Origin of the sequence: Pseudophaeobacter leonis, from assembly GCF_002087335.1 — a bacterium.
GTDB lineage: Bacteria > Pseudomonadota > Alphaproteobacteria > Rhodobacterales > Rhodobacteraceae > Pseudophaeobacter > Pseudophaeobacter leonis.
In genome coordinates, this window is sequence record NZ_MWVJ01000071.1 from 1 (window position 1) to 22,870 (window position 22,870).

At 60.3% G+C, this 22,870-nt stretch carries 27 protein-coding genes and 1 pseudogene; 2 read left to right on the forward strand and 26 right to left on the reverse strand.

What is annotated here, in order from left to right; translation table 11 throughout:
• On the reverse strand, nt 1-279 hold a 279-nt coding region (locus B4968_RS15530; protein WP_148664072.1), incomplete at its 3' end, for an alcohol dehydrogenase catalytic domain-containing protein.
• Between the two features lie 154 nt (nt 280-433).
• Between B4968_RS15530 and B4968_RS15535 the strand changes: the two genes are divergently transcribed.
• On the forward strand, nt 434-1,060 hold the full coding sequence (locus B4968_RS15535; protein ID WP_083100383.1) for a hypothetical protein: 627 nt from the start codon (nt 434-436) through the stop codon (nt 1,058-1,060).
• Nucleotides 1,061-1,095: 35 nt separating this feature from the next.
• On the opposite strand, the gene B4968_RS15540 is transcribed toward B4968_RS15535, so the two are convergent.
• Nucleotides 1,096-2,151 carry a quinoprotein relay system zinc metallohydrolase 2 gene (locus tag B4968_RS15540; RefSeq protein ID WP_083100384.1) on the reverse strand — a complete coding sequence of 352 codons (1,056 nt, stop codon included), beginning with the start codon at nt 2,149-2,151 and terminating at the stop codon, nt 1,096-1,098.
• A gap of 130 nt (nt 2,152-2,281) precedes the next feature.
• On the opposite strand from B4968_RS15540, the gene B4968_RS15545 reads away from it, so the two are divergent.
• Entirely contained in the window at nt 2,282-3,118 is an 837-nt protein-coding gene (locus B4968_RS15545) for a quinoprotein dehydrogenase-associated SoxYZ-like carrier (protein WP_162495049.1), read from the forward strand.
• A 108-nt stretch (nt 3,119-3,226) separates the two neighbouring features.
• Here the strand turns inward: B4968_RS15545 and B4968_RS15550 are convergent, their stop codons facing one another.
• From B4968_RS15550 to B4968_RS15650, 24 genes and pseudogenes are all read right to left on the reverse strand, one after another.
• Nucleotides 3,227-3,577 carry a hypothetical protein gene (locus tag B4968_RS15550; RefSeq protein WP_083100386.1) on the reverse strand — a complete coding sequence of 117 codons (351 nt, stop codon included), beginning with the start codon at nt 3,575-3,577 and terminating at the stop codon, nt 3,227-3,229.
• Nucleotides 3,574-4,221 (reverse strand): hypothetical protein, encoded by a 648-nt coding sequence (locus B4968_RS15555; RefSeq protein ID WP_083100387.1) that lies wholly within the window; start codon nt 4,219-4,221, stop codon nt 3,574-3,576. The genes B4968_RS15550 and B4968_RS15555 overlap by 4 nt, the downstream gene beginning before the upstream one ends.
• A 66-nt stretch (nt 4,222-4,287) precedes the next feature.
• The gene (locus tag B4968_RS15560) at nt 4,288-6,558 is read right to left on the reverse strand and encodes a hybrid sensor histidine kinase/response regulator (protein WP_083100388.1); all 2,271 of its coding nucleotides are present in this window, start codon (nt 6,556-6,558) and stop codon (nt 4,288-4,290) included.
• Complete coding sequence (locus B4968_RS15565) at nt 6,555-7,715, reverse strand: FIST N-terminal domain-containing protein (protein ID WP_083100389.1); 1,161 nt, start codon at nt 7,713-7,715, stop codon at nt 6,555-6,557. The genes B4968_RS15560 and B4968_RS15565 overlap by 4 nt, the downstream gene beginning before the upstream one ends.
• A gap of 2 nt (nt 7,716-7,717) precedes the next feature.
• Nucleotides 7,718-8,443 carry a response regulator gene (locus B4968_RS15570; RefSeq protein ID WP_083100390.1) on the reverse strand — a complete coding sequence of 242 codons (726 nt, stop codon included), beginning with the start codon at nt 8,441-8,443 and terminating at the stop codon, nt 7,718-7,720.
• A gap of 198 nt (nt 8,444-8,641) precedes the next feature.
• Nucleotides 8,642-9,901, reverse strand: a complete 1,260-nt coding sequence (locus tag B4968_RS15575) for a BatD family protein (protein WP_083100391.1) — start codon at nt 9,899-9,901, stop codon at nt 8,642-8,644.
• Nucleotides 9,895-10,581: a tetratricopeptide repeat protein gene (locus B4968_RS15580; RefSeq protein WP_083100392.1), complete on the reverse strand. Its 687-nt coding sequence runs from the start codon at nt 10,579-10,581 to the stop codon at nt 9,895-9,897. The genes B4968_RS15575 and B4968_RS15580 overlap by 7 nt, the downstream gene beginning before the upstream one ends.
• Complete coding sequence (locus B4968_RS15585) at nt 10,581-11,510, reverse strand: vWA domain-containing protein (RefSeq protein WP_083100393.1); 930 nt, start codon at nt 11,508-11,510, stop codon at nt 10,581-10,583. Before B4968_RS15585 ends, B4968_RS15580 begins: the two co-directional genes overlap by 1 nt.
• 144 nt (nt 11,511-11,654) lie before the next feature.
• Entirely contained in the window at nt 11,655-12,494 is an 840-nt protein-coding gene (locus tag B4968_RS15590; RefSeq protein ID WP_241525784.1) for a VWA domain-containing protein, read from the reverse strand.
• Entirely contained in the window at nt 12,487-12,873 is a 387-nt protein-coding gene (locus B4968_RS15595; RefSeq protein ID WP_083100394.1) for a hypothetical protein, read from the reverse strand. The genes B4968_RS15590 and B4968_RS15595 overlap by 8 nt, the downstream gene beginning before the upstream one ends.
• The gene (locus B4968_RS15600; RefSeq protein ID WP_139792864.1) at nt 12,870-13,874 is read right to left on the reverse strand and encodes a DUF58 domain-containing protein; all 1,005 of its coding nucleotides are present in this window, start codon (nt 13,872-13,874) and stop codon (nt 12,870-12,872) included. Before B4968_RS15600 ends, B4968_RS15595 begins: the two co-directional genes overlap by 4 nt.
• A gap of 44 nt (nt 13,875-13,918) precedes the next feature.
• Complete coding sequence (locus B4968_RS15605) at nt 13,919-14,878, reverse strand: AAA family ATPase (RefSeq protein ID WP_083100396.1); 960 nt, start codon at nt 14,876-14,878, stop codon at nt 13,919-13,921.
• A gap of 160 nt (nt 14,879-15,038) precedes the next feature.
• Nucleotides 15,039-15,260, reverse strand: coding sequence for a hypothetical protein (locus tag B4968_RS23175; protein ID WP_139792865.1), 222 nt, complete (start codon nt 15,258-15,260; stop codon nt 15,039-15,041).
• A complete protein-coding gene (locus B4968_RS15610) occupies nt 15,214-16,002 on the reverse strand; it encodes a hypothetical protein (RefSeq protein WP_083100397.1) in 789 nt (262 codons plus the stop codon). The genes B4968_RS23175 and B4968_RS15610 overlap by 47 nt, the downstream gene beginning before the upstream one ends.
• Nucleotides 16,003-16,182: 180 nt before the next feature.
• Nucleotides 16,183-17,319: a pyrroloquinoline quinone biosynthesis protein PqqE gene (pqqE, locus tag B4968_RS15615; protein ID WP_139792866.1), complete on the reverse strand. Its 1,137-nt coding sequence runs from the start codon at nt 17,317-17,319 to the stop codon at nt 16,183-16,185.
• Nucleotides 17,319-17,603 (reverse strand): pyrroloquinoline quinone biosynthesis peptide chaperone PqqD, encoded by a 285-nt coding sequence (gene pqqD / locus B4968_RS15620; RefSeq protein WP_083100399.1) that lies wholly within the window; start codon nt 17,601-17,603, stop codon nt 17,319-17,321. The genes pqqE and pqqD overlap by 1 nt, the downstream gene beginning before the upstream one ends.
• 13 nt (nt 17,604-17,616) lie before the next feature.
• A complete protein-coding gene (gene pqqC / locus B4968_RS15625) occupies nt 17,617-18,381 on the reverse strand; it encodes a pyrroloquinoline-quinone synthase PqqC (RefSeq protein WP_083100400.1) in 765 nt (254 codons plus the stop codon).
• Nucleotides 18,378-19,295: a pyrroloquinoline quinone biosynthesis protein PqqB gene (gene pqqB, locus B4968_RS15630; RefSeq protein ID WP_083100401.1), complete on the reverse strand. Its 918-nt coding sequence runs from the start codon at nt 19,293-19,295 to the stop codon at nt 18,378-18,380. The genes pqqC and pqqB overlap by 4 nt, the downstream gene beginning before the upstream one ends.
• Before the next feature lie 2 nt (nt 19,296-19,297).
• Nucleotides 19,298-19,399, reverse strand: coding sequence for a pyrroloquinoline quinone precursor peptide PqqA (pqqA, locus tag B4968_RS15635; protein ID WP_083100402.1), 102 nt, complete (start codon nt 19,397-19,399; stop codon nt 19,298-19,300).
• A 95-nt stretch (nt 19,400-19,494) separates the two neighbouring features.
• The gene (locus tag B4968_RS25810) at nt 19,495-19,677 is read right to left on the reverse strand and encodes a winged helix-turn-helix domain-containing protein (RefSeq protein ID WP_338153284.1); all 183 of its coding nucleotides are present in this window, start codon (nt 19,675-19,677) and stop codon (nt 19,495-19,497) included.
• Between the two features lie 29 nt (nt 19,678-19,706).
• Nucleotides 19,707-19,922, reverse strand: a complete 216-nt coding sequence (locus tag B4968_RS25815) for a hypothetical protein (protein ID WP_338153285.1) — start codon at nt 19,920-19,922, stop codon at nt 19,707-19,709.
• A gap of 11 nt (nt 19,923-19,933) precedes the next feature.
• Complete coding sequence (locus B4968_RS25820; RefSeq protein ID WP_338153286.1) at nt 19,934-20,170, reverse strand: response regulator; 237 nt, start codon at nt 20,168-20,170, stop codon at nt 19,934-19,936.
• Nucleotides 20,171-20,179: 9 nt separating this feature from the next.
• Complete coding sequence (locus tag B4968_RS15645) at nt 20,180-21,808, reverse strand: sensor histidine kinase (RefSeq protein WP_083100403.1); 1,629 nt, start codon at nt 21,806-21,808, stop codon at nt 20,180-20,182.
• 200 nt (nt 21,809-22,008) lie between these two features.
• Nucleotides 22,009-22,812 (reverse strand): annotated as a pseudogene (locus B4968_RS15650) (crotonase/enoyl-CoA hydratase family protein); the annotation flags it as partial.
• Nucleotides 22,813-22,870 lie beyond the last annotated feature (58 nt).

Consider the following 22,870-nt stretch of genomic DNA (forward strand, 5'->3'; position numbering starts at 1 on the left):
GCGGCACTCGGGGGTATAAAGCGGGATCACATGGTCGCCCACCTCCAGGCTGATGACGCCTGCGCCGACCTCGATCACGACGCCTGCCCCCTCATGGCCAAGGATCGCCGGAAAGATGCCCTCGGGGTCATCGCCGGACCGGGTGAACTCATCCGTGTGACACAGGCCGGGGGCCTTGATTTCCACCAGCACCTCGCCCGCCTTGGGGCCATCCAAGTTCACTTCCATTACTTCGAGCGGCTGGCCCGGAGCAACTGCAACGGCTGCACGTGTGCGCAAAGGCTATCTCCCTAACTGTATTGATCCGACTCTAGCGATCGTTGAAATCAGCCTACTGTTGGCGGCCCCGATCTCACAATTACGACCTTGGTGTGTGTTGTGAGGCGTGGACTTGCAGACCGTGCTGGGTACAATCGACGAGGGAGGAGATCACATGAGAAATACGCGACGCGCGACTGTTAAGGCTGTTGTATTGGCCCTTGGGCTGGCCATACCGGGGGTCGGCGGGGCGGCTGATTTCTCAGACCCCGAATGGCCCTGCCCGCAGCGCCGGGTAGAAAACATGTCTCTGGGGTTGATGTGGACACAGCCCATTCCCGACGGAAAAATTCCCTCTGAAATCAGACCACAAGCCATTGAACTGGCCGAGACATTGGTGCTGCGCCGCATCTCTCTAAGCGAGGCTGACGCCCTGATCGAAGAATTTCTGCGCGACACGCCCGGTGTGACAGATGCCGTGTTGGGTCAGATCTTTCGCATTGTTTTTGAACGTATAAATCACAACCGCTCCCAGCTTATCGGCGGGATAACCAGCTATTCTCTGGCCCAGATTGAGGCCTCTGACAGGATCGACAAGGCGCGGGTCGAGATGGATCAGATCATGGCCTCAGAGGCGCCTGACTATGACCGGGTCGATGCTCTGGAGGAACAGCTGGACTGGCAACAGCGGATCTACCGCGACCGGGCACAGGCCCTGACCTATGTCTGCGAAACACCGGTTTTGCTGGAAAAGCGCACCTTTGCGCTGGCGCAGGCGCTGGCCAGGCACTTGCAGAGCTAGTCAGGCATCTGCAGAGCTGATCGCCTGCCGGGGCGCTATTCCCACTCTAGCTCGGTATAGGCCACGGTGGCATTGCGGGCGTTGAAGAGATCAAACAGCTCCCACGCATCTGCCTCGCCAAAAGCGATTGTTTGCACAGCCTCTCCCAGCGTGTCACCGCGCGTGATCGCGGCCCGCGTCTCGGTGATGAGAACCTCAAGGTAGTCCTGCAGCGGCGCTGCCGCATCGGGCCAGGGGAGAAGCGGGCCGCCATGTCCGGGAACCACCTGAGTATAGAGCAGGCTCTGCATCTGCGTCAGCACCCGCCGCCACCCCAGAACAGAGCCATCCAGCGCCGGGGCATGGCGATGAAACAGCAAATCACCTGCAAACAGGATCCCGCTTGTGGGGTCCCCGACCGTCAGATCCGTGCCGGTATGGGCATTGGGCCAGGCCTGCAGGCTGATCACACGCCCGCCCAGATCAAGGGAGCTGGTCGCGGTGATGACCTCATCCGGGAGGACTGGCTGCGTGCCAATCAGCGCCTGAGCACCGGTCAGCAGTTCAAAATTCGCCAGATAGGTCTGGGCCCGATCCGCCAATGCGCGTGGCAATGCCTCATGGCCAACCACCCTGGCGCCTGCCTCAGCAAAAACCGAGGCTCCCAGCACATGGTCGGGATGCATATGGGTGAGGATCACGTAGAGAATGGGCAGGTCTGTCTGGCTGCGAATCGCCCGGTACAGCTCTTCGCCGACCTGCCGGGAGCCACCGGAATCAATCACCGCCACCCCTCGCGTGCCGATGATGAAGCCGCTGTTTGAGACATCCCCGGCATTGGCGGCACTGACATCCGCGACCGCGCCCATATGCACAAAGAGCCCCGGCGCGGCCTCGATCACTGCGGCCTCTGGCCCGGTTTGCTGACAATGGGGCGGTGCTGCAATCAAGCGCTGCGGAAAATTCGTCACCAGAAAATTCATCAAGGGGGGGCTGGAGTTGAGGGCTGCCTCGCACCCCGAGAGACTGGCCATGCGGTAACCGGGAACCAGACGCGCCCGGCAAATTTTGGGCTCTGCCGCGAGGCAAAGGGCAACAACGGCTTCGAACATGCGCGGTCCTCGTTTCTGGCAGATCTGCGGTCAAATTTCCGCATGATTTGGCGCGCAGTACGACCAATCCTTTAGGATCGTTCCTCCCAAAGCCAAAATGTGCTATGGATCTTGCCAGAAAACGGAGAGCATGATGAAAAATATTTTTGTCGCCTCAGCCCTGGCGCTGCTTGCATCCACCGGTTTTTCACAGCGACTGGATGCGCAGGAAAACCCGCTCCAGAACGGGCCATCCTGGGAAGATTTGCGCGGCGACATTGTTGGGGAGGTCGATCTGCACGATGGCGCCTCATTGTTTGAGGTGGTGGCCCCCTACCGCGCCCATGATGCCGCAACCGTGCCCTTGGTGATAAAGCAAAAAACCGGTGCCGAGACCATAGAGCGGGCCATCGTCGTCATCGACGAGAACCCAGCGCCGATGGCAGCCGATTTCAGTTTTGGTGCGGCAATGGGGCCGCTGGATTTTGAGGTGCGGGTGCGGGTCAATCAATATTCAAATATCCGGGTGCTGGCCGAAACAGAGGCTGGCTGGTCGATGACTGGCCGCTATGTAAAGGCCTCGGGCGGCTGTTCCGCCCCGGCATCGCGCGACCCTGAGGTGGCGCTGGCCGCTATGGGCAAAATGCGGCTTCGGCATTTTGAAGCCGACACAAAACCGCTGTCGACCCCGGCCCAGATGTCAACGGCGCGCCGCAAAGCCCAGATCATGATCCGGCATCCAAATTATTCCGGACTGCAGCGCGATCAGATAACGCAGCTGTTTATCGGCGCGCATTTCATTGACCAGCTTGAGGTTTTTCAAGGCGATGAAATGCTGTTCACCATGACCGGCGGGATTTCCGTCAGCGAAAACCCTGTGTTCCGGTTTGGCTATCTCGACAATGGCGCACCTGCGCTGCGTGTCCGCGCCCAGGATACCGAGGGCAATATCTTTGAAACCCTGCTGCCCAAATCTGGCGAGAGCTAAACCTCGTTTTCAGCCCCCCGAATTCTGGCCCCCGAATTTTTGCGGCCACAGCCAAGTGTTTTTTTATGATCCGGCATATGATCCGGCTGCGGCCTCCTCACGCGCAGGTCAAAAGCACAGAATTTCAGCTTCGGCCTGGGCGCGGCGCAGATCGGCCACCAGGGCCTTGGCCGGGGCGGCCGTGCGGAAAATCGACATCCGTTCCCCGCCTGCCAGTTGCAGCGACAGCACCGTTTCCGCCTCGACGTATTTTTCATAGGGCAGGACAGAGGCGATATGGTCGATCGAGCAGGCGCATTTGCGCAAAATATCCTGCCCCTGACCGTTTGCCGCCATGCAGCCAAACACATAATCTGCCCGCGCGGCAGTAGGGTAATCATTCAGCCGGTCAGACACGGACTGCGTCCAGCCTGGTCCTGCGGCCACCATCAAACAGCTGATCAGGCAAAGAAATTTCATTTTTCAGCCTCACCAGTAGGCAGTAATGTCAGGGAATTGCTATAGCCCGGCGCGCCCTCTTTGCCGGGGGCCTGTGCCACCAGCGAGCTGTACCAGCCCGGAACCTGCTCTGACATGGTGAAGGTGAGCGAAAGATCAGCATAGGCCCCCATTTTGTCACGGCTTTTGTCCGTCTCAAAAGGGCGCAATACAATCTGCTTTGCCGCAACGGTCTGATCCCCAAAGGCCACATCGGCCTCTACTACCGGCACCTGCAGCAGGAGAGATTCCTTGATGCGGTTGCGGATGTAGAACGGGCTGCCGCCAGCCTCATGCGCCACGTCCCGCAGCACGGTTTCCACAAAATACATGATGATCGGGTTGCCAACCGTGGCGGGAAACCGGCCAAGCAGCTTGTGCTTTTCATCCTGCACAAACTGGAGGCGGGCCATGTCATCCGGCTCAAACGTCAACTCAACATGGCCTGTGTGACGGGCCGAATACTCGGGATTTGTTTCGACATCCACTCGCCGGTCATAGGTCAGCACATCCGTTTGCGGCAGGCCTGTCAGGCTCCCCTGACGGAAAATGAGATCGTATGTTTCCGCAGCTGCAATGGGGCTGGCGAAAAGCAGCAGAAACAACAGGGCGCGCAGAAAAATCATGATGTCATCCTTTTGATTACACCCAGAGTACTCGGGCAGAGCCAGAGGTCATGGCAGACCTTGGTCTTAACCCTGCGCTTTTTCGAGCTCAGGGATATGGTCTGAGACATGGCGGGTTTTCCAATCTATCAGCGGCCGCAGACGGGACAGGTTGACCGGTTTGGTCAGGACTGAAAACTGGGGCTTTGCCCCTATTTCCTTGATGGCTTCTTCCTGGTTGGCGGTGATCATAATGGCGGGGATGGCGATGCCCGTCCGGCGCCGCAGCTCCAGAATGCAATGCACCCCGGTATCCTCGCCATCGAGCTGATAGTCAGCCAGAATAATATCCGGGCTCATGCCGATTTCCTCAAGCGACCGGATCGCCTCGTCGGTAGAGTGGCAGCCAAGAACAGAGGCGCCCCAGCTTTCCAGTTTTTGCGTCAGAGCAAACAAAACACCGGGATCATTTTCGACCAGCATGATAATCAGATCCATGCCAGACGTATCTGAGGCAGGGAGCAAAATTGTCTCGCGAGGCTGCTCATTCACCGGCGGCACAATCGGCAGCCTGATGGAAAACAACGACCCTATTCCCGGCTTTGAACGCACGCTGACATCATGCCCCAAGAGGGCGCAGGCCCGTTGCACGATGGACAGTCCAAGCCCCATGCCAAAGCCCACTCTGGGGCTTGCATCGACTCGGGTGAATTCCTGAAAGATGCGTTGCTGATCGCGCTTGGAAATACCGATACCGGTGTCCCAGACCTCGAGAATGACCTCGTCTCCACGCCTGCGGCAGCCGATCAGAACCCGGCCAGAAACAGTGTACTGAATCGCGTTATTGACCAGATTTTGGCGCGATCTGGCCAAATAGCGCTGGTCCCTGCGCACCCAGACGCTGGAGGGGATCACATCCAGCCGTAATCCCTTTTCATGGGCGAGCGGTGCGATGTCTTCGGCCAGATCCTGCAACAGCCCGCCAAGATCAAAATCGCTGATCGTCAGCTTGGTATCCACCGATTCCAGGCGCGAAATGTCCAAAAGAGCGTGCAACAGATATTCCATCGACTGAAACGAGCCGTCCAGCCGCTGGGTGGTCTCTGCCATGTTGGTTCCGGCCGCCATGTCGCTCAGCGACGAGATCAGCAGTTTGGCGGCATTGATCGGCTGCAGCAGGTCATGACTGGCGGCGGCAAAGAACCGTGTTTTTGAGGTCATCGCGGCTTCGACCTCGGCTTTGGCAAGCCGCAGATCCTCTTCGACACGGGCCTGTTCGGCATATTGACGCCGCAACACCGTGTTGACATCCGTCAGCTCCTGGGTGCGCTCCTGCACCCGGTTTTCCAACTCTTCCGTGGTCTGGGACTGCGCAGTCACATCCACAACATTCACGATGCAGCCGCCGTCCGGCAGCGGATGCAGGTCGATATCGAGCACAGTACCGGTGCCGTGGCGCTCGCGCAGGTGCATCTGCCCATTGCGGCGCAAAAAGCGCATCAACCCGTCAAAGCTGTTCTGCGAAAAGGCGCCGACCAGAACCTTTGCATTGAGATACTCCATGATCTGCGCAAAGGAGGTGCCCACACGGGTCAGCTGCAGCGGCAAGGTCAGAAGGTCCGCAAAGCGGGCATTGTTGATCAGCAAGGTCCCATCGGCAGAAAAGGTGCAAACCCCCTGTGGCATGTTGTCAAACGCGGCTTTCAGAAAATGCTCCTGCGCGTCAATCAGGCGGTTTTTTTCCAACCTGTTGGACCGCACAACTGCGGTGATTTCGGTCTGCAGAACCACAGTGTTATTGCGGCTGGTCCGCCGGTAGCTGATCACAAACCAGCGGTCGTTTTTGAGGGCAAAGACAAAAGGAGGCGTCGATTTTGCATCCTGACGCTGGGCCGCGCTCTCCATGTTCAGTCGGTCAGCCTCATCGCGAGGCGAAATATCACGACTGCGGCTGAGCACCTGAAAATACTGCGCCAGCGACAGACCCGGCTGGATGATCGGGCAGGCGTCCGTGATCAGGTGCTTGAAAAAATCATTGTAAACCTGCAGGCGCCCATCGGTAAAAAGAGCAAATCCCCCCTCCATGGTTTCCAGCGCGTCCGCCAGGCTTTCGCGGGTCTGGGTGCGGGCCTCCTCCGAGGTTTCCAGATCATTGCTGGCGCGCCCCAGGGTGTTGAGCGCGGCCTCAAGATCGCGGGTTTTCTCTGAAACCTTGCTCTGCAACGTGATCGCGGACTGGAACAGGGAATAGGCGGAATTGCCCAGCTCGTGGCTCTGATTGGCCCGCGCAATCAGGGCTTTGATAATTTTGTCCTGCTTGGCGATCTGCACTTCGAGAGGCTGGTTTTTGTCAATCACAGGTCTATTTCCCGTTTGGAGGAAAAGAAGGCGATGCCCACAAATGTCTGATTCATGTGGATGCCCCCATGCTGCTCTCCATAGGTGTTGAACCCAACAACCCGGCGATCGCGCAGCACCTCAGAGGCCACATCAGAAAGCGATTTGTGTTCAATCTCCAGCCGCCGCAACACGCAGTCAAACCCCAGGACAAAATCCGGCTGCTCTCCCTGTGGTCCCCGCACCCGCAATTCGGTGTCCATTGTCTCGATGATCTCTTTGCCCCGTCCCAGGGCCAGCACCAGCCCGTTTTCGATCGCAGAGAGAAAGGCAAGCGCGCCATCCTCGCGGACTTCCTGGATGGCTCGTACATGCCAGTTATCGAGGGTCCGGACCAGAACAGGGTTTTCGGCAAACACATGTGGCGACAGCTCCCCCACCGAACAGCCGATCAGCCGGGCGTATTCTTCGGCGGCAGGGCTGCCGTTGATCTCCTGAACCACCCGGTCTTCCGGGTCGGCTTCGGTCACCACCAGCTGACAGTCGGTAGGGGTGAAGTGGTCGAATTCCAGGCTTTCAAAATACAGGTCGGTCTCGACAATCAGCAGCAGGGCGGCGTTTTCATGGAATTTTCCACCATGCAGAATATATGTGACATCATAGGCAATGCCCCGCCCGGCAGAGCCACCAAACACCGGCATCGCGCCAAGCCCGGCCTCCAGGGCCGCGACGAGAACGTCTTCCTGTTTCGACAACCCATCGGCAAAGGTCAGACCAAAGCGACGCCAGTTGGCCGTGGTGCGAAAACGATTGGCGAGTGTTTTAGCCTTGATTGCGGTCTCTTCGATGGACACCGGTTTTAAAGGACAGAAAAGCGCGGACGAGCAGCGGAAATGCTTGCGCGGAAACCCCACCAGCAGCAGCGCATTGCCCTCATATCCCCGCGGCGTGATCTGGCCGCCACTGGTACAGCCAAAAACAGGGGTCCTTGGCAGATGCAGGTTCAGCGCCTCCGCCACGTCGGCAGGCTCAAGACATTCGGGAACAAAGGCCAGCACAAAACACAAAGAGCGCGTGCCCAGCATGGCCACCGCTTCTGCCACCGCCAGGTGCGGGTCATCAATGACAGAGACGCCCACAGCCGCGATTTGCGACACCGTCTGATACTCCTGCGCCATTTTCAGCTCAGCAGAGCGCGGGCATCGCTGTCAGACAGACCATCCTGCCGGTCAAGACTGACGCTGTTGACCAGCACCGCCGCCTGGGTTCGGTTGCGCACGCCCAGACGGCGCAACAGCGCCGTGATATGCGCCTTTACGGTGGCCTCGGCCAAAGACAGCTCATAGGCGATCTGTTTGTTGGGCTTGCCGGCGCAGATCAAAGCCATGATCCGGCCCTGCTGCGGCGTGAGATCCGCGATTCGCTGCGAGATTTCATGCAGGGCGACAACATTGCTGTCCGCAGGTGCCGATTGCGGACTAAAGCCCGGCGGCAGGTATTTTCCGCCCACCTGCACCCGCTCCAGCGCCTCAGCGATCACCGTTCGATGCGCATCCTTTGGGATGAAACCAGCCGCGCCAGCAGCCATCAGGGTCTGGATCGTTTCATCGCAGGAATCCGCCGAGATAATCAGGATAGGAACATCGGGGAGTTCCTGTCGTAGCTTGATAAATCCGCTCAGGCCGGTGACATCCGGCAATCGCAGATCCAGCATCACAAGGTCCGGAACCAGCCCTTCTGATAAGGCCAACAAGGCCTCACTCAGCGAATAGACCGAATGGACCTGCTGCATTTCAAAAACCGTAGACAAAGAGGCGGCCATCGCGTCGCAATAAAGCGGATGATCATCTACCACCAACGTCATATTAATCGCGACAGGTACTTCCTTACCCAAAGAATTCGACATTTTTTTTCTCCCCTGAGAGGAGGTTAGAGGAAACCTTTTTTAAAACAAGGGAAGTTTTTGATAAAGTAAAGGTAGCCTATCGCAGCCGAAAACACCTGCTTCTGTCTGACGCGGCGCAAAAGGATTCGCGGGCTTCATTTTACTGCAGTGCAGCAATTTTTCCGCAAATTATTCTGCGCCTGCGAAATGACTCGGTGATCACTGCTTTTTACAACTTTGGATAATATTTTGTGAAAACTTTCTCAAATTCAAAGAGTGCTTTGCAGGCGCGAAAACAGTCGTATCCAGCTCTGCCAGCAGGGCGTGGCGCGCCTCTGACGGGGCATATAGTGCATCCAGAAGATGAGCGGCGCGCCGCACCGTCGCAACATCTGATCGACGCGCCGCCCGCCTGAGTTCGTGCCGCCTGCGCTGGCGCAGACCCCAGGTCCGCAAACGGGCGGTTGAGGCGCGTCGCCCCCAACCCGCCATCACGACACTCAAACCAAATGCAACGCCTGCAACAGTCGCAAGCAGGCCCGGATTCAGCGCCACAGTCGCGATCCCTGCCTGCCCTCCTGCGGAAGGCGGCGGGGTTGCATCGCCAAAAGCGACCCGTTGCGCCGAAATCACCACCCGCTTGGTTTTGCGCTCAAAGGTATCAAAATAGGAGAACTCGATTGGCTCCAGAATCGCCGCATGGCCATTGGTGGGGGTGACGGTCCAGCGCCAATAGGCGATTGCTTCGGGGCCATAGGGTGTCAGATCCACCAGACGCTTTTCCGGATGGGCAAAGATCAGCGCTGAGGGGGATTTCAGCTCGGGCATTGGCGGAATCATATCAGGGCTGGCGCCCAATGCCGATATGCGCACCACCCGCAGCACCCCCGCCCCCTGCTGCAACTGATCGGGTGCGTTTGACCAGTTATCCGCCACCCTGAGGCGGCGCACCGGGAACCACCAGTCGCCGTTTTGCGCTTCGGGATCCACCGAGAGGCTGACAGGATTGGACGAGACCGTGTGTTCGAACCACTTGTTGTCTTTATCCAGCAGGGTCAGGTGGTGACGAAACGGAGCGATGTCCAAAAGCCCGGCTTCATTGGGAAAAATCGCCATACGGCGGCGCATATTCTTGACCGGGCGGCCGTCCAGCATGCTCTCGAACCAATGGTCTTCACCCAGCTGCACCCAGTTAAACCCGGCAAAATCGGGCTGTTCCAGCCGTTCCAGCGTGATGTGTCGCTTGTAAATGCCATGAATGGTCAGAAGGATCATCTCCTGACGCATCGGCGTGGCGGGCAGGGGCTCTACCCTCACAGTCAGCTGCAGGTCAGAGGCCTCGACGCCCTGGCTCTGGGCCTGGGCCGCCCCGGGTGCCGCCAGGCAACAGGCCAGACAGAAGGCCAAACAAAAGACCTGATAGCGGGCCAGCTGTCTGGCCATCAGGCCGAAATGGATCAAGCCACGCTGCGTCACCATGGGGTATCCTGCGCGATCTGCCCGATGCCAGCCTTGCGACGCTGTTTGTAAGCATGCTGAATACGAGCCCCAAGAAAGGCTCCCGGGACATCCTCCAGCGTTTCCAGCCACTGCGGGCTTGCCACAATAAACCGGTCATCAAAGACACGCCGCACCCCAAGGCGACCATGGCTTTGCATCTCTGCCAGCCCCAAAGTGGCCCCAGTGTTGCTCACATCATCGCCGGTGCCGGCAGCCCGCGCCGATCCGCGCGCAATCGGGGCCTCGGCAGTGTCCCCCTCGCGGTCCTCTTGCAAAAACACCGAGTCGGCATCAATCGCGGTCCCGGCATAAAAGGCGCGCAGCAGGTCAAAATTCTGCTGCGCCCGGCGGTCGTCCCGCACCGCCAGCGCCAGATCATAGGCCTCCAGGGCAGCCGCGTATTTCGCCTGTTGTGTCAACGCATTACCAAGGTTGTACAGCCCCTGCGGTCCGGCAGCGGCAAAGGTATCCGAGGCCTGCGCAAACGCGCCCGCCCGATAATGGGCGACACCGCGCCACAATGGATCCCGCAACAAAGGCGCGGCCAATGTGGGCAGGCCAAAAGAGAGCGCCACCCGGCCAAACGGCGCGCTGCCACCGGCAAGCCCTGCAAAAGCCACCAGCAGCAGGACTGCGCATACCAAAAACAGCCGCCGCATCAGATCTTCTCCTTTCGGAAAAACAAAAGAGCGGGCAGCAGAGCAAACAACAAAAGGTATCGCCCCACATCAGTCAGCAACAGCAGTTGCAGATCGCGCCGTTCCAGCCGCTGCGCATTCGCCGCCTCAAGATCTGCCATGAAAGCCGCGACCTGCTCCGGGCTATAGAGCTGACCACCACCCAGCTCCGCCAGTCGGCGCAGGGCCTCAGGCCGGCTGGGATCTTCCTCGCCGGACACGGTTGTGGGCGCAGCAATGACCCAGAGGCGCGCGCCGAGTGTGGTAATGTCGCGGACAGCCTGCTCGGCGCTTGCCCCCAGCCCGGCGCCATCCGTCATCAGGACCACATTGCCCGCCAGAATATCGGCTTGCTGCAGAACCTGCGCCGCCTGCTGCAGCGCCAGCCCCGGACGATTGCCGCGATCTGGAACGGTTTTGTCATCCAGCAACGATATGGTCTGGCCCAGCTGCACATGGTCCGTCGTCAGGGGCGACGCCAGATAGCTGTCGCCGGCATAGACAATCAAAGCCGCCGGGCGACTGCCCAGAACCCCCACCCCGGCACGGGCCATCGTCACCACGCTGGTCCAGCTGGGATCGCGGCTCATCGAGCCCGAGACATCCATCACAAACACCACACCATCCAGATTGCGAAAGGTCTGGGCCCGGCTCTGCTCTACCGCAGGACCCGTCAAAGCCAGAGCAATAATACCGGCAATAACAAGAGGAAGCACTGATTTTGCACCGGCCCGCGCGGTTTCCACCCGGCCCAAGGCGTTGAGCGCTGTCAGGATCTCGGGCTGAATGCGGGACTGCCAGTCGCCGGGGCGCACGGCGCGTCTCAGGCGCACAACCGCGATCACAATCAGGAGCGGAATCAGCAGCCCCCAAAAGGGACGCAGCACGCTGAAACCCGCGAGCTCGATCATGGCTGCCCCCCAGCCCTGGCGGACAGGCGCCTCACCGGCGCGCCCCGATCACCATGTAAAGACAGATGCCAGCGGCAAGAACCGCGGGCCAGATCCACAGGTCTCGATAGGTTTCGGCGGCCAACCCCGCCCGTGCTGTCGCCTCTAACGCGTCGAGCTGCGCCTCACATTCTGCAAACCCGCAGTGGTTTTACCCCGAAACATCTCACCGCCACTGATCAGTGCAATTCTGCGCAGGGTTTCCGCATCAACGCGGCCGCGATCCTCTGGGTCCTCCTGCAGCGACACCGGCCCGAGGGCAATTGTGTGCACCCGCACCCCCATTTGCGCCGCGAGTGCAGCGACATCCACAGGTGTTGCCGCCCCGGCATTGTTGGCCCCATCAGACAAAAGCAGGATGACTTTTGTCTCCGCGTCCGAGAGTGCCAGCCGTTTCAACCCGATCCCCAGCGCATCGCTGATATTGGTCGCCCGGCCAGAAATGCCGATAACCATGTCCTCGATTGTGCGCGCAATCGCTTCGGTATCAAAGCTGGGCGCAGCCGCCACATAGGCCCCGGAGCCAAACACCACCAGCCCAACCCGGTCGCCGCTCCGTTGCCGGGCAAAGGCTGCCGCCACGGATTTCACCGCCTCAAGCCGGGTGGCCCGCTGGCCGTCCAGTTCAAAATCATCGCGCACCATCGACCCCGAGAGATCAATCGCCAGGATCAGGTCACGACCCGACATGGGCAGCGCCTGCTGCGGCGCCAGCATTCGCGGCCCGGCCAGAGCCGTCACCAGCAGAAACCACAGCAGCGCAGGCAGCGCCAATCGTCGCCAGGACGCCTGTGCCCGCGGCTCCGCGCCAGCCAAAAGAAAGCGCCCCACGCTGTCTGGCACCACCAGCGCCGCCCCGGCATGCCCCTGCGCGGGCGCCAGAAAATACACCAGCACTGGCACGGCCAAAAGCACAAACATCAGCGGGTCGGCAAAGTCAGGCATCGCCAGCCTCCTGCGCCAACAGCACCGCCTCGACCTCTTGCGCTGCGGGGAGCTGCCCGGGGGTATAGAGCGCCTGAGGCGGCACCAGCTGCACCTGCGGATAGTGGCGCCGGGCCAGATGCAGCAAGGCCAGAATGCGGCTTTCTTCCGGAAGGCGCCGCGCCACTGCGATCTGTTCAGACAGCTGTGGCGCCGGGGCTGGTCTGACCCGGCGTTGCGACAGGCCCGCAAACACCATTGCGAGCCCAGTCGCCACCAGCACTCCCAGAGCCATGGCAACCGCAGCCTCGGCCCAAAAGCCACCCGGCGCGTCACCTGGCAGGCGGATATCCTGCAGCGCAAGCAAAAGGGCCTCGGTCTGGGGGCTTTGCTCTGTCATGACCGCGCTACCCCTGCAACGCTGGGTGTCGGCTGTCGCATTGGCTCTGGCGCGCCGTGCTGGTATTGCGCCTGGCGCATCGCGTCCTGAACGGGCAGACCTGCATCTATACGCCAAAGATCATGCCGCAACGGGTTGGCCGGGCTAGCGACACGGACCCGTGCCTGGGCCCCAGTTCCGCCCTCAGCTCTAGCATCCACGCGGGTCGCAGCCGAAGCAGTGGCCCTGCCGGAAAACTGCACATCCCGTCGGCTGCCATCGGCCCCACGCAGCGGGTAGTGACCCGCTGGTAAATCATGCAGGGCGCCATCCTCTATCAGCAAAAACTGCGGGTGGCGGTGCTGAGAAAAATCACCAAGCCAGGCCTCAAACGCCTCTCCTGCGCTGTCGAGCGCTGTCGCAAGGACGACATCCGCCCCGCGTGGCACCACCCGGCTCAGACCAGCCACTGCCTGCCGCAGCGTTGGTTCGGCAAAGAGATCCGATTGGCCTGCTGTGGCAGTGCCGCCCCTTCCCGTGGCCCTTGTGGCTGCGCGTGTCATGGCGGTCTTTATGGCCTCGTCATGGGCCTGCACCATGCCGCCAATGACCGAGAGCATACCGCGCAGGCCGGGTCGGGTTGGCACAATCACCGTGTGTTCAGCTGTCGCGGCCAACAGACCAACCCGGCCACCGGCCTCAACAGCCTGCCAGCCAATCCAGCACAGCGCTTCGGCAGCGGCCACCGAGCGAAACGCCCGCCGCATACCCCACAGCATCGAAGGTCGAAAATCCGCCACAAGAAAACACACTCGATCCCGGTCTTCGTGAAAGCTGCGCACATGCAGCGTACCGGTCCGTGCGGTCGCGCCACGATCGACATGGCGCAAATCATCGCCCTGCACAAAGGGGCGGCTGTCGGCGATCACCTGTCCCTGACCGCGTCGGCGCAGCGCAAACCCACCCGGCAACGCGCTGAGCGACGGCTCTGAGACTGCGGCCTGAAGCACCAGGTCCCGCATCCCGATCAGAGCCTGTGACGACAGGCAAGTGCCCGGCGCCCCCGTCACAACGGATCGGTCCGGCTCAAAATATCTGCCACAATCCCCCGCGCCGTGCGCCCCTCGGCGGTGGCGGCCCAGCTCAGAACCATGCGGTGCGCCAATGCATCTGCCGCGGCACTCTCCACATCTTCGGGCAGCGCATGATCGCGCCCTAAAAGATAGGCGCGGGCGCGGGCTGCCGCCGCCAAGGCCAATGATCCACGCGGCGAGACCGCATGGGCGATCTCGTCCGAAAAAGGTGGCGCGCGGGTAGCAACCACCAGCCGCACGATATAGTCGCGCAGCGCAGCCGACAGATGCACCCCGGCAACATCGCGCCGCGCGCCGCGCAGCGTCTCAAGGCTCAGCACCGGAGGCGCAGCCTCGGTCGCGTTGTTTTCGCTCTCGACCAGATCAAGGATTTGCCGCTCGGCCTCAAGCCCGGGCAGATGCAGCAGGATATGCATCAGGAACCGGTCCAGCTGGGCTTCGGGCAGCGGAAAGGTGCCTTCGTGTTCGATTGGATTTTGCGTCGCCACGACAAAAAACGGCTCTGGCAAAGGGTGCGTCGTAGCCCCACTGGTGACCTGAATTTCGGCCATGGCCTCAAGCAGGGCTGACTGCACCTTGGGCGGCGCGCGGTTGATTTCATCCACCAACACCAGATTGTGAAACACCGGCCCCGGGGCAAAGGAGAACTTTCCGGTTTCGGGATTAAAGACATCGGTGCCGCTCAGATCACTGGGCAGCAAATCCGGTGTGCATTGCACCCGGGCAAAACTGCCACTGATGGCACTGGCCAAAAGCTTGGCCGCGCGGGTCTTGGCCAGTCCCGGCGCCCCTTCGATCAGCAGATGTCCCCCGGTCAGCACACCAATCAGCAACCGTTCGATCAGGCTGTCACTGGCAATCAATCCTGCCTGCAGCCAGCGTTTCAACTCTGATATTTGCTCAAACCGGGTCTGTGAATTCTCATCTGGCAAAACGACTGACCTCCCGAGGTTAGTCAGCAGTCTGTTCCCCGATCGGGCAAAAATCTACATAGCCGTTGGTCGGTACAGGGCCAGCACGCCGCCCCAGCCATGCCTCCGCGCCCCACTATTAGCCCAGTCTCACCAACCCAGTCTCACCAGGCCAGGTCCTTTAACCCGGCACCGCCAGGCATTCACCATCCAGAACGCTGGAATAGCCGGGGTTGGACAGCGTCTGCAGCGTCTCATCCCGCAGCTGCTCAAAATGGGTTTCGATAAACCGCAACAGCGCCGGAGAGTTTGTGTTGCGCAGGTTCGCACCGGCCAGCGCATGCAGCATGAAGACGTCAAAGCCGCAAAGTGCTCCGGGTGTGCTGGTCAAAAGGCCCGCCATAAAACGCTCCGAGGCCCAGGGCAGGGCCTCGGTTCACCGGGATTTCCTGCAGCTTGGACAAAAACGGCGTGGCACGTTCAAATTTCAGAATGTCGGCTCCAAAACTGATGGCCTGAAACAGCTCTTCAATCAGCAGGGAGGCATGATATTTTTGTTGCAGCTCGCTCAGATCGCCACGGGGCGGCTGGTTGATCAACAGATGCGCAGTGGTGCCCCGGCGCCCGAAAAACCCGTTGACCTGCCCCGGAGAGCGCACAGGTTCGCTCCAGCCGCGCGGAAAACCAATGCCGAATTCGCGGTCCAGATGTTGCAAATCCGCATTGAAACGCCGGTCGGGGGCGCGGCCTGAATAGAGCCGCAGGTAGATGCGTTGCCGCTCCGGGCAGTTGTTGATGGCACCCGGCGCATAGGTGATCGCCAGGCGGTGACCATAGATATCGCTCAACAGGTCGGAGAAAATGCGCAAAATCCGTTTCGACTGCGCATGGGGGCGGTCGCCAAACACACAAAGAGAGCCAAGCGCCGCTTCGGTGCTGTTGAACTGAACCGCAGCCCCCGTGTCGCGCTGATGCCGCGCGGTGCGGACCTCATAGACCCATCCCTGGCGTGCCAGAGCAAGGAAATCTTCGCGGCTCGGAGCGCTCACCTGTTGTGCCCCGGCCTGAGGCATCTGGCCAAGAGTGCTGACGCAGAGGATCAGGACGCAAAGCCACTGAGATATTGCCCGGCTGAATTTTTGCATCACCACCTGCTTATACGGCCTGCAACACCTTACCAGCGCCCCGCGCTGAACCGCCAGACCAACCTAGATATAAAGGGTAAATATACAGCGGTTCGGTTGCAAAAAACGCCCGAAAAAACGCGCAACCCATGTGTATAGATCCCCGCCGCGACCGCCATGGGGGACGCCTGTATCTGGCCTTCAGGCGCTGCTGGGCTGCGCTCGAAAGGTCAGCTCAGTGTCTTCGCTGGTGGAGAACTGTTCTGCCCGCGCCTGACGCTCGCTGTCCAAAGGCGATTTGATGCAGACCGGATCCGTTGCCGCCGGGTCGCCTGCCAGCGCCATGGCCTGACAGCGGCAGCCGCCAAAGTCCTTTTTCTTGAACTCACAGGACCGGCAGGGCTCTTGCATCCAATCCTCACCGCGATAGGCGTTAAAGGCCGCGCCACTATACCAGATTTCAGACAGGTTTTTTGCCCGTACATTGTCAAAGCGCAGCGTTTTGATTGTCTGCGCCGCATGGCAGGGCAAGACCTCGCCGTCGGGCGCGATATTCAGCCCGGTGGTACCCCAGCCGCCCATGCAGCGTTTGGGATAGTCGCTGTGATAATCCGCGGGCACATAGTCCAGCACGAGGCGGCCTTTGTGGGCTTTGCGTGCCTCAGCCACAATGCGACTGGCCTCGGCTGCCTGGGTTTTGGTGGGCATCAGGGCGTTCCGGTTTGCCAGAGCCCAGCCGTGAAACTGCACGATGGCAACCTCTATGCGGCGGGCCTCCATTTCCAGCGCCATCTCAATCGCACGGGGCAATTGATGCAGGTTCTGGCGATGCACCACCGCATTCAGAGTCAGCGGAAATCCGATCTCCTTGATCCATTCAGCCACCTGCATTTTGCGTTTGAAGCCGCCTTTGTAGCCGCCAATTTTGTCGGCCATCTCCGCGTCTGTGCCCTGCAGAGACAGCTGAACATGATCAAGGCCAGCCGCGTCCAGCTCTTGCAGGCGGCGCTGGCTCAACCCGATGCCAGAGGTGATGAGGTTGGTGTAAAGCCCGGCCTCACGGGCGGCAGATACCAGTTCAACCAGATCCCGTCGCGAGGCCGGCTCGCCACCGGACAGATGCAGCTGCAGAATCCCCAGATCGGCGGCCTCGCGGAACACGCGAACCCAGGTCTCGGTGTCCAGCTCACGGTCTTTGCGCGCCAGCTCCAATGGATTCGAGCAATAGGGGCAGGACAGCGGGCAGCGGTGGGTCAGCTCGGCCAGCATCGCAATTGGGGCCGGAATGCCAAGCCGCTTGCCCTCTGCCTGCAGATCCTCTGGCCGTGTCCCGTCCATCATATTGTCTCCAAAAAGCGCCGGTCCATCAGGCCCCGCAGAAAGCCGCCCGCATCCTGCGCCACCTGATCTTCGGGCGCGCCATAGGTTTCGGCCAGTCCCCGCACAATGCTGCCAAAGGCGCGGCTGCCGTCGATTTCTTTCAAAATAGCATGGCCAATGGCATCAAGCGCCACAGCACGTTCCGGCGCCAGCAACACCCATTGATCGCGCACCCGGTCATAGTGAAGCCGCACCCCGCGCGGCAGCACCGGCACAGCCTCTGGCGCCACAGACCCAGTCATGCGAACACCCCGGTCATGAGGCCGCAGCAGCCTGTGCCATCAAACAGGTCCCCGGCTGCCAGGCACCGGGCGGAATGCGCGCCGGGTCCACATAGGCGGCATGCAGCGCGTCGAGCTGCGACCACAAAACATCGGTTTTGAAAATGAGCGCCTTTGCCGCGGCATCCTGTTTCTCCACCGTGTCGGCCCGCTCCAGAACCCAGGCCAGCCCAAAGGCCACATCCTTTGGCGCCTCGGTCAGGCGGTTCCTGAAATAAGACAGGCTGCTGTCATCGGCAAAGGCATAGTTTTTCAGCAATCCCTCGATCCGCGCGGCGTGGATTTTGGGGGCAAAAAGCTCTGTCAGCGAGGCCGCAACCGCCTCAAGCAGGGTCTCATCCCGGACAAAGCGCACATAGGCATCGACCGAAAATTTGGTCGCGGGCAGCACCCCTTCGGCGCTGGCGACATAGTCGCGATCCAGCCCAACCGCATCGGCCAGGCGCAGCCAGCGGGCGATACCGCCCTCATTGGCCGCAGTGCCGTCGTGATCCTCGATCCGGCTGCGCCAGGCGCGCCGCAAGGCGGGATCGTCAACCCGGCTCATGAAGGCGGCATCCTTCATCGGGATCCGCGACTGGTAATAATAGCGATTGATCACCCAGGCACGCACCTGATCCGGGGTGCAGCCGCCGGAATGCAGCAACGTGTGGAAGGGATGTTTGTCGTGGTAACGCTCAGCGCCAATCTGGCGCAGCCGGGCCTCAAAGGCGGCTTTATCCGGGACCTGTCCTGTCATAGGTCAATCTCCATTCCGTCTTGTGCAATGGTCCAGCCCGCCGCCTCGGCTTCGGCCTTTTCAGCCGAGCTCGGCCGCAGAACCGGATTGGTGTTATTCATATGAACAAAGACCTTGCGCGTGATAGCCATGCCGTCAAAGGCCGCAATCGAGCCTTCAGCCCCCGACATAGACATATGCCCCATGCGTTGCCCGGTTTTCTGGCTTAGCCCAGAGGTGACCATTTCGTCATCCCGCCACAGGGTTCCGTCAAACATCACCATATCTGCGCCCTCAAGCCGGGCCTTCAGGTCGGGTTTGAAGGCGGCACAGCCGGGAATGTAGAAAACCTCACGTCCGGCGCCCTGCAGATGCACGCCGACGGTCTGCTCCCCCTCAAGGTCGGTCTCAACGACCTCTCCCTCAAGATAAAGCGGCACCTTACCCGGCACGGAAAACAGCGTGGCTGTCAGGCCGGTGACCAGCTGAAACGGCACACCAAGCGCAATCGTGCGGCGTATAACCAGATCCGGCTTTAGCGCCGCAAAGATTGGATTGGCAGCCAGTACATCATGTATGTCTTGAGTTGCAAAAAGATCAAACGGCTGTTGCTCGCGCAGGGTGAGCAGGCCTGCGACGTGATCAATATCGCCGTTGGTCAAAAGAACCGATTTCAGCGGACTGATTCGCAAATCGGTTGGGTGCAGCGATGCGGTGTTTGCCATCTGATCCCGAATATCCGGAGAGGCGTTTAGAATCGCCCAATCACTGCCATTAACGCTGCAGGCAACAGAAGATTGGCTCTGCGGCGGAATCTCTCCAAGCCGGGCCAATTCGCAATTTCTGCACCCGCAATTCCATTGGGGCAGACCGCCACCGGCGGCCGCACCCAAAATGCATGTGCGGAACACTTTACCAGCCTCCGCACGTGCCATTTTCAAAACAGATCGTCGTGTTCGCGCTCTTCACCCTCTGGGCCGTACATGTTGATTTCCATGCCGCATTCAATTTCGCGCAGAACTGGTTTCGTCCAAGACATTTCAATTTCCTCCTCTGGTGTTATTAAACTCTGCACAGTCTGCCCTAAGTGAGTCAAAGATTTTGTTCTAAGAAAAAATTAAGAGAGGCCTTGCCTCAGGCTCGTTCGGTTTCCGTCAGAGCAAAGCCTTTGCTTCTTATCGTCTTGATTTCAATTCCAAAATCTGTGATCGGCGCCAGTTTTTTACGCAAATATCCGATATAGACATCCACCACGTTCTCTGAAGACGTGCCCTCGCTTGCCCAGAGCTGATCAAAGATTTCCCCGCGCGACAGCACTCTGCCGCGTTGCGCATAGAGCAGTTCGATCAGGGTGAACTCCCGCCGGTGAGCTGCACGCTGCGCCCGCCAAGCTGCACGCTGCGCGCAGTTTTCTCAAGTTTGAGCGCCGCCGCCGAAGAGACACCCGCACGATGCTGCTGCACCTTGAGCCGCGCCACCAGCTCATCAAAGGCAAAGGGTTTGACGATGTAGTCATCCGCCCCAGCCGCAAGCCCCGCTGCGCGGTCTTCAACTTCGGCCATGGCCGAGAGCCTCAGGATTGGCTTGGTATTGCCGCCCTGGCGCAGGGCCGCACCAGATCGATGCCGCCTTGCGGGCCGATCATGACATCGACGATGGCCGCTGTCACATCCGCATCGCCAAACCGCATTTCTGCGGCCTCGACCGTGCTTGCGGTCAGGGTGCTGTAGCCGTGCATCTTTAGCCCGCGGGCCAGGGCATCGGTGATTTCAGGATCGTCATCGACAATCAGAATGGTCATCTCGCTCATGGCTAAATCTTAGCCCTCGGCACGCGGCAAAAAAACCGTGACCAAAGTACCGGGTGACAGCCCGGCCCGCAGTGGCTCGGGCACCGGGCTTTGCATGGTAATATGGCCGCCTTGCTCTTCGATGATCCAGCGGGCAAGCGACAGGCCAATGCCAAACCCTGCGGATTTACTGCTGTCGCGGGCCTGGGCAAACCGGGCCATCACCCGGTCCAGATCTGCCGCATCAATGCCGGGGCCATTATCAATGACCTGCACCAGAGCCATCTCCCCCTCCTGCGCCAACTGCACCCTGATCACACCGCCGTCGCGGGCATGGCGCAGAGCGTTCTCGATGAGACCCGTGACCACCTGACGCGCCCAGTTCGGATCTCCCAGAACCGGCTGCGGCGCCGCCTCCTGCAGGCTCAACTCCAGTCCGGCGCTTTCGACGACACGCCGCATATCGGCCACCGCAGCCCCGGTTGCCGCGCCCAGATCAAAGACCCTGGCCTCCATCGACAGGGTTCCGGATTCAGAGCGCGCAATGCGCAAAAGGTCGTCAATACGCTGGTTCAGACGCCGGGCCCGGTTGCGGATCACCCGGAACGCTTCATTTGTCTCGGCCCCGGATTTCAACGCCATATCGGCCTCCATCAGGATGACTGTCAGCGGCGTGCGCAGCTCGTGACTGACATCGGCAAAGAACCGGCGGCGATCCTCGTCCGTTTTGGCCAAAGCCTCATTGGCACTGCGCAGCGCTTCCGTGCGCTCAAAGATGGTCTGGTTCAGTCGGCTCCATTCGTCATCAACCTCGGATTTGCGCCGGGAGAGCGCCTCGGCCATTTGTTGCGTGGCCAAAAACAGCTGGCCGATCTCGTCAGTGCGCCCCCCCGGCAGATCCACCCGGAAATTGCCTGGCCCAATGGCACGGGATGCGGTTTTCAGCCGGTCCAGCCGCGAGAACTGCGGCCGCACCACCGCGAGGTAAAAGCCGGAGACCATAAGGACCGCCAGCGCACCGACACCCAGCGCCGCCTGTGTCAGGCGGTTGCGCAGCACATCGACCTCTGCAATGGCCGCATCCCGAATGCGGCGCTCTTGCGTGATGGCCCCATTCAGCAGCGGGTCGAATCCTAAAGAGAAGGCATTGATTTGCCCCTGCATACGGACCGCACGCAGGTCTGGATCTGCGGTCTGATCGCTGGCCTGATCACTGGCCTGATCGATGGTCTGGAACCGGTCCAGCGTCACCTGCAACAGCGCCTCCATGCGGGCAATGCCAATACTGCGGGTTGCCCGGCGCGATTGCTCGTCGAGATCATCCCGCCGGGCTGTGCCAATGTCACGATCCAGATCGCTGCGGATCTGCGCAAAGCTATGCCCAATGGCCACCCGCAAACCCTCAAGGCGCGCGGTCTGTGTATCGGCATCTAGATTGTTTTGGGAGGCTTCATAGAGCACCACAATCAGAGATCCGACCTGGCTGGCCAACACCGCGTATCGTTGGATGCGCTGCTCGGCCGTGACCGCTGATTTCACCTGCTGCGACATCCGGGACATGCCCTGAATGGTTAGCCCAGAGGCCAAAACCGCAACCAGACCGATCAGACCGGCGCCAAGAACCAGTCGAAACCGCAGGCTGTGTACAGCGCGCAGCATCACCCGCGCCCCCGTCTCAGCGGCGCCCGTCTCGGCAGGCCCTGTCTTAGCTGCCTGTGCCCCATCTGCGTCCCTCCCCTGACGATCCAGTAGAGAGAGAAGACCCGATCCACCCAAACCGGGCAACAGTTAAATTTCATTATATGGAATGTCGTCCAGCCCTGATTGCTCAGGGCGAGACGCTGCGTCCTGGTCTCTGAGCTGTTGCGGCGCACGCGGGCTGCGGATTTGTCAGCAAAGGCGGCAAGGCGCGCCCGTGCGTCCGGCTGGGTGTTCACCACACCCGCCACCACGGCCTCGGCATAGGCGGCATCCATTGCCGACATATTCTGCATATGGCTAACGGCGGAACAGATGGCAAAGTTGGACAGTGGCAGGTTTTCGGCGGTGCGATGCGCCAATTCCAGCGCTTTGTCAAAGCTGGAGCCTTCGACAATATATTGCGCCAGACCAAGATCACAGGCTTCCTGCCCCTGATAGACCCGACCCGTCAGCATCATGTCGATCATCCGCGATTTGCCCACCAGATCGGTGACGCGGATGGTGGCACCGCCGCCGGTGAACAGCCCGCGCTGGCCCTCGGGCAGGGCGAAATAAGTGCTCTGATCCATCACCCGGATATGGGCAGAACTTGCAAGCTCGAGCCCACCGCCCACAACCGCGCCCTGCAGGGCGGCAATCACCGGAACACCGCCATATTCCATTTTATTAAAGGCCTCGTGCCAGCGCAGGCAGACATGCATGAAATCCGCCGGGCTGCGATCCGCGTCATGGTGCTCGATCAGGTCGAGACCGGCACAAAAGTGATCCCCTGATCCGGCCAGAACCACCGCTTTTACCCCGGCGCGCGGTGCCGTCGAGAAAAAATCGACCAGCTCTTCGATGGTGGCAATGTCCAGCGCGTTGCGCTTTGTCGGCCGGTTCAGCGTTACCACCCAGACCCCGTCGTCATGGGCCTGAAGGTCAAGATTGGTGAAACGGGAAATGTCGATTTCGAGGGTCATGATTTTGGCCTTGGTCGTCTTTGGAATATGGCGGTGCGGTTCAGCGTGTTCACAAAAG